General features: G+C 37.4%; 5 protein-coding genes. 1 reads left to right on the top strand and 4 read right to left on the bottom strand.

What is annotated here, in order from left to right; translation table 11 throughout:
- Positions 1-506: 506 nt before the first annotated feature.
- Complete coding sequence (gene priA, locus ACT9TX_RS16275) at positions 507-3017, bottom strand: replication restart helicase PriA (RefSeq protein WP_481339865.1); 2511 nt, start codon at positions 3015-3017, stop codon at positions 507-509.
- A gap of 193 nt (positions 3018-3210) precedes the next feature.
- On the opposite strand from priA, the gene ACT9TX_RS16270 reads away from it, so the two are divergent.
- Positions 3211-3570, top strand: a complete 360-nt coding sequence (locus ACT9TX_RS16270; RefSeq protein WP_481339863.1) for a hypothetical protein — start codon at positions 3211-3213, stop codon at positions 3568-3570.
- Positions 3571-3588: 18 nt separating this feature from the next.
- Here the strand turns inward: ACT9TX_RS16270 and ACT9TX_RS16265 are convergent, their stop codons facing one another.
- From ACT9TX_RS16265 to ACT9TX_RS16255, 3 genes are all read right to left on the bottom strand, one after another.
- Positions 3589-4341 (bottom strand): lysophospholipid acyltransferase family protein, encoded by a 753-nt coding sequence (locus ACT9TX_RS16265; RefSeq protein WP_481339862.1) that lies wholly within the window; start codon positions 4339-4341, stop codon positions 3589-3591.
- Positions 4342-4382: 41 nt separating this feature from the next.
- Positions 4383-5240, bottom strand: coding sequence for a 4-(cytidine 5'-diphospho)-2-C-methyl-D-erythritol kinase (gene ispE / locus ACT9TX_RS16260; RefSeq protein ID WP_481339860.1), 858 nt, complete (start codon positions 5238-5240; stop codon positions 4383-4385).
- A 131-nt stretch (positions 5241-5371) separates the two neighbouring features.
- On the bottom strand, positions 5372-5959 hold the full coding sequence (locus ACT9TX_RS16255) for a bifunctional nuclease family protein (RefSeq protein ID WP_481339859.1): 588 nt from the start codon (positions 5957-5959) through the stop codon (positions 5372-5374).
- Between the last annotated feature and the right edge of the window lie 130 nt (positions 5960-6089).

Below are 6089 nucleotides of genomic sequence, written 5' to 3'. Positions count from 1 at the left end.
TGAATAATCCTCCTGAATGGGTTGACATAGCTGACCAAAACATAGTTTCATTTTAGTAATAAAACGAAAAAAAACTTGTTTTTGTATCTGAATACAATTGTCGAAGAGGTCTAATAGATCTGTATGTAAGAACGGTTTATCCGTATGTCAATAGCCCATATCAATGTGTAAGAGAGACAAATCTGTGTGTAATAGCTATTTATCGAATGTCAATGGCACATTAGCTCTACGAAGTCTCTGACTTCGTAGTTACTATGTTCTTTAGAGCCTTAGGCTCATTTCATACGAGTATGCGAAGTCAGAGACTTCGCACAGTATTCTTTACACAGAATCTACATCTATTACCACAGCTACACCAGCATATTTGCGCTCACTTTTTATGATGGTTATTTGTTGTCCAGCTCTACGAAGTCTCTGACTTCGTAGTTACTATGTTCTTTAGAGCCTTAGGCTCTTTTCATACGAGTATGCGAAGTCAGAGACTTCGCACAGCGATTTATATTCATTTACACCGGATCCACATCTATCACCACAGCTACACTAGCATATTTGCGCTCACTTTTTATAATGGCTATTTGCTGCTGTATTTCTCGTTTGCATTGGTTAATCAGTTGGGCGCTTTTGGGTAGTTTAATCAGTATTTCCCACAGGTATTGGTTGCGTATTCTATCTACAGGTGGCTGTGCCGGGCCATTGAGGTAAGGTTTGAAATTTATCTCTAAACCTTTCAGTAGAATATTGGCGGCTTCTTCGGCTACATAGCTATCTCTGTGCTTTAAAGTCAACTGTATCATTCTGTAAAAAGGTGGGTATTGGTAGTTGTGCCTACCCTCAATTTCAAACTGATACAAAGCCTGGTAATTATGCGCTTGTACATAGCCAAGCACTGGGTGCTGCACATTACTCACCTGAATTAACACATTGCCTTTGCCATCTTTTCTGCCGGCCCTGCCACTTACTTGTTCCATCAACTGAAAAGCCCGTTCATTTACCCTAAAATCGGTAAAGTTTAAAATGCCATCACCATCTATAATGCCTACAAGGTTTACATGTTCAAAGTCTAAACCCTTTACCACCATTTGTGTGCCCACCAATATATCTATGCGTTGCTGTTCAAACAATTTTATGAGTGTGTCATGGTCGTTTTTACCTCTTACAGTATCTATATCCATACGAGCCACCCTAGCATTGGGAAAAGCTTCTGCCACTAGTTCTTCTAGCTTTTCGGTGCCAAAATTCTTTTGTATAAAATTATGACTGCCACAGGCAGCACAAGTATGCAACACAGGGTAAGTAGTGCCACAGTAATGGCAGCTTAATTTGTTCTTGGCTTTGTGGTAGGTAAGTGTTACATCGCAATGCTGACATTGCGGTATCCAACCACAATTATTGCAAATCATATAAGGGCTATAACCTCGTCTGTTTTGAAACAATATCACTTGCTTTTGCTGGCTTAAAGACAACTCTACAGCACTCAACATTTGTGGTGATAAGGCAATTTTATTTTTATCTTTTGTGGCTAACTTTTTTAAATCTACCAAGTTGATGGTAGGTAAATCTACATTGCCAAAACGCTCTGTCAAGGTTACCAAACCATACTTGTTTTGCATACAATTGTAGTAGCTTTCTATAGATGGTGTAGCACTGCCAAGTAACACTTTGGCATTAAACAAACTAGCGTAATAAACCGCCGCATCACGTGCATGATAGCGTGGTGCAGGGTCTTGTTGTTTAAAGCTAGCATCGTGTTCTTCATCTACCACTATCAAACCCAAATTAGAGAAAGGTAAAAACAAACTACTTCTTGCGCCAAGCACCACTTTTATTTGCCCCTTCTTTACTTTATTCCAGATTTCTACCCGTTCATTGGGGTTAAATTTTGAGTGGTAAATAGCAATATTACCACCAAAATGTACCTGTAATCTGCGGATGATTTGTGAGGTTAAAGCTATCTCAGGCAGCATATACAATACTTGCTTGCCTCGCTGCATGTATTGCTCTATAAGCTTTACATAAATCTGTGTTTTGCCACTAGCTGTTACACCATGTAATAGGCAAACGTTTCTCTCTGTAAGTGCTACATTTACTGCATCGTGGGCAATTTGCTGTGCAGTAGACAAGTCGAAATTTACAGTTACATCTTTAGGCAAAACCTTAATGCGATCCGTGGCTTTTTTCTCTGCTATTAATATACCTTTTTCTACCAAACCTTTTAGCTGCGCCGCAGAGGCATTGCTCTTTTTTAGCAATACCGATTGGGTTACTTCGCCTTCTGTTTTTATTAAGTGTAAGTAGGCAAGTAATAGTTCCATTTGCTTGGGTGCTTTGCCAAAATTATTTAGCAATTCACTCAGCGCTTCATCGGTATTGTAGGTAGGGTGTAGGTAAATGTAAGTCTCGGTTTTAGTCTTGTATTTGTCCCTTAATTCTTCCCATACATAGCAAATTTGTTTGTCAATTAGCTTTTTAATGATTGGGTAAACATGCGATGAATCGAGTAGTTGTTGCACTTCACTAAGGCGCAATTCTTTCTTTACTTCAAGTGCTTGTGCTACTATAAATTCTTCGTCGGTAAATGGTGTGCCATCGTTTAAATCGTAGCCACTTTCTTCGTTCCAAATTAAAATGCTTTCGCTAGATAATTTAAGGTTACTAGGTATAGCCGCTTGCATTACTTCGCCCTCGCTGCACATGTAATATTGGCTCATCCACTGCCACAATTTCAACTGATTCTCATACACCAAAGGTTCATCATCTAAAACATTCAACAATTCTTTAGGCTCGAATGCTGCGGGCTTTTGCAGCGAGATAGATTTTACAATACCTGCATATTTTTTATTCCGTAAATCAACTTCTACACGTACACCTATAGCCATGGCTTTTACCAAATGTTCCGGTACCGCCCAAGTATAAGTGGTAGGTAATGCTAGTGGAATAATGACTTCGCAATACAACTTGCCCCCAGCCCCTGAAGGGGAGTTAGAAAACAAGCTATTATTTGATTTTTGTTTAGACATTTTGACGTTGCTAAGATAGATTGAAACAAGCCCCCAACCCCTAATGGGGAGTAAAAAACTAATCTAAGAATTTAAAATTGTGTTTGAAACAACCTTATACAACTTCTCAATAGTAAAACTTGTAAACTGTATCATTCCAATCGATTTAATCAGTATTACCAATTAACTTCGCCGCCATTTATAAGCAGAAGTTATGACATTTGAAGCATTAGTAGAAAATCATTCGGCAGATTTAATAGAACGTTTATTAACAGAAGTGTTAGGTGAAAGTCATGTAGAAATTCGTTTTGACTATCAAGACCAAGACCAATGGTCAATGATTTCTATGCACCAATATGAAGAGGATAAAGAAATTTCTATCCGTTTAAATGCTAATAAGCAATACAGCTTGGTATTTGGTTACTACGATGATGAGGATGAATTTTTCGAAATTATTAAACCTTTATCAAACGAGGAAATTGAAAGTATACCAGAAAAATTACGCATACTCATGCAAAAAGTAGTAAGCGATGAAAAAGGTATTCGCTTTGCTGCAAGCTTGATTAGTAAGTAATAACTTTCAATGGGTCATTTACAAGTCTTTCCTATACTTTATTAAACTTGCTTCCATGGCATTATATGTAAGCTGTTTCAACTTTTGTACATCACTTTTGGTATAGCCATTTACAGGTATTTCTTGTAAATATACCACTCTACTCAAGCCTGGTGTTAAGCTAAAAATATCATACTGATTTAATCTTTCGTTGGTATCTACAAACAGTAGCGGCTTTATAGGTGTTTGTGTTTCAATAGCTAAACGAAAAGCACCATCGAAAAACTCTTTTAATGGCTTACCTGTTTCGTTAAATGTACCTTCTGGGAAAATAAAAATAGAGATGCCATGTGTTAATGCTGCTTTTAAGGCTCTAAAACTCTTAGCACGCATTTCTGGGCTACTTCTATCTACTAAAATTACGGCAGCTCTGTAAATCCAACCAAATACTGGATATTTTACCATTTCGTATTTGCCCAAAACTCTGTAAGCTTGCTTTAAACTTATCACAGCAGGCGGTATATCTATGTATGAAATATGGTTGGCCACAAAGATGTATTGGCGTAAAGCGTCATGTGGGGCTTCAAAAATATCTTGGTGTTTAATACCAATAAAAAAATACCAAACCTTAGCCCATAATTTGCAAATGCGATAGATAAAATTGCCACCTTGAATTTTTCCGCCTAGCAAGCTAAGCATCACAAATGGCAACGCAACAAACATAATGCAGATGAAAATCAGCAAAGCATAAATACAGTAAGCAATCTGTAGTAATCTTTTTAAAAACTTCATTATAGTAAGGCGGTTCGTATTACACGAATATAAAGTTCAATTTACAGCAAAGCGCTGTACACAAAATAATTTTCAGGAAATGATAGTTTCGGTTTTGCCTCTTTTGGAAATAAACCAAATATAGTACTGCCGCTACCTGTCATGGCGCTATATGCAGCCCCTTGTTGGTAAAGTTGATTGATAGCTTCGCCAATGGCAGGATATTGTTGTATAGCAGGTGCCTGAAAGTCATTTACCAACACATCTTTCCACGTTGAAACTGGCTGTTGAATAATTTCTTGAATAGATATTGCAGGTACTTGCGGTGTGATATTGCTAAAAGCCCAACCTGTACCAATGTGAATTTGTGGATTGACAAGTGCTATTTTGTAAGCAGATAAATCTAAACTGATTGGCTGCATTATTTCGCCTCTGCTTGTGGCAAAACAAGGTTTATTGATGATGAAGAAAGGACAATCACTACCAAGTTGTAAAGCGTATGTAATTAGTTGGTCAGTAGTTAGCTGTAGCTGAAACTTATTGTTTAATAGTTGCAATGCAAAAGCCCCATCAGCACTACCGCCACCTAGCCCTGCACCCATTGGTATCACTTTGTGGAGGTGCATTTTTACAGCAGGCAAATCAGGGAAATCTTGCTTGAGTAATTGGTAAGCCTTTACACACAAATTATCACTTTCGCTGCCATTAATTGTGAGGCCTGTAGAGGTAAAATTTACCGTTGACTGTTGACCGTCGACCGTTGACGGTTTTTTGTAACTTGAAACCTCATCTCTAACTACTTCTAAGGCATCTGTTAATGGTACTGGAAAAAATACAGTTTCCAAATCGTGGTAGCCATCGTTGCGCTTACGAATAATATTTAAGCCTAGATTTATTTTACAATTTGGAAAAGCAACCATAAGCGTCTGAACTGGGATTTTGTGCGATTATTAGGATTTAATAGATTTTTCGCTGAATAAAATATTTGCAGATAATAATCGGATAAATCAATTGAATCCAACTAAATCGAGGTTCAGACAAAAATCAGTGGTTACTTACGCTTATTAATCTCATCTCTAATAGCAATGGCCTTGATATAATCTTCATTTTCCAAAACCTCATTTAATAAGTTTTGCAAATCATCAATATTCATAGCGCTTAAATCTTCTCTACCAGTACCACTTTCTTCTACACCTACTGCTTCACCTTTTCTTTTTTTAGTGCCATTGTCTTCCATCAAAATACCAGCACTTTCTAAAATATGCTCGTAAGTATAAACCGGGCAGGCAAAACGTACAGCAAGTGCCAATGCATCGCTAGTACGGCTATCTATTTCTACAGTATCGTTTTCTGTATAACATACCAGTTTTGAGTAAAAAATACCTTCTTGTAAATCGCTAATGACTATTTCTTGCAACTCTACATTAAAAGCGTTCATGAAGTTTTTCATCAAATCGTGCGTTAATGGGCGGCTAGGTTGCATATGTTCTAAAGCCACAGCAATAGCTTGTGCCTCAAATCCACCTATCACTATTGGTAAGCGACGTAAACCATTTACCTCACCAAGCACTACAGCGTAAGAATGTGTTTGCGTAATGCTGTGTGACAATGCTACAATTTCCAATTCAATCTTCTTCATAATCAGTAACCAGTAATTTGTAAGAAAAACGTACAATACGCAACAAAAATAAGGTCTATTTGCATTGGTATTGTACTTAGTAACATTGCTGTGAACATTCTGTTTAATACTATTTTTTGAGAACCGATAA

This window comes from Parasediminibacterium sp. HNIBRBA5674 (assembly GCF_056745525.1).
Note: the sequence above shows the minus strand (reverse complement) of the source record. Positions and strands in the feature narration are given on the sequence as shown.